1 protein-coding gene is annotated in these 229 nt (G+C 62.4%); it reads left to right on the top strand.

The features are described 5' to 3' along the window. A partial coding sequence (locus tag ACZ2XM_RS15725; RefSeq protein ID WP_490619048.1) for an ABC transporter permease subunit occupies window positions 1-229 on the top strand: 229 nt, incomplete at both ends.

The following is a 229-nucleotide window of genomic DNA, read 5'->3' as shown; positions in this document are numbered from 1 at the left end:
GGCATGACGCACGTTCTCCGGCCCGAGTTCTCGTCGATCGAGGAGAACGAGACGCTCGCGGAAAGCCTGGGCGTTGCGCCGTGGAAATATCGCACCATCGGCTTCGTTACCTCGGCCGCCGTATCCGGACTGGCGGGTTTCGCACTTGTCAACATGCTCTCGACCGCCCATCCGAGCTCGTTCACCACGTGGTCGGTGAACAGCTACATCGCGTACGTCTTCGTCGGGG

Source organism: Psychrobacter sp. CoH-33_TS_01, from assembly GCF_058189395.1.
Note: the sequence above shows the minus strand (reverse complement) of the source record. Positions and strands in the feature narration are given on the sequence as shown.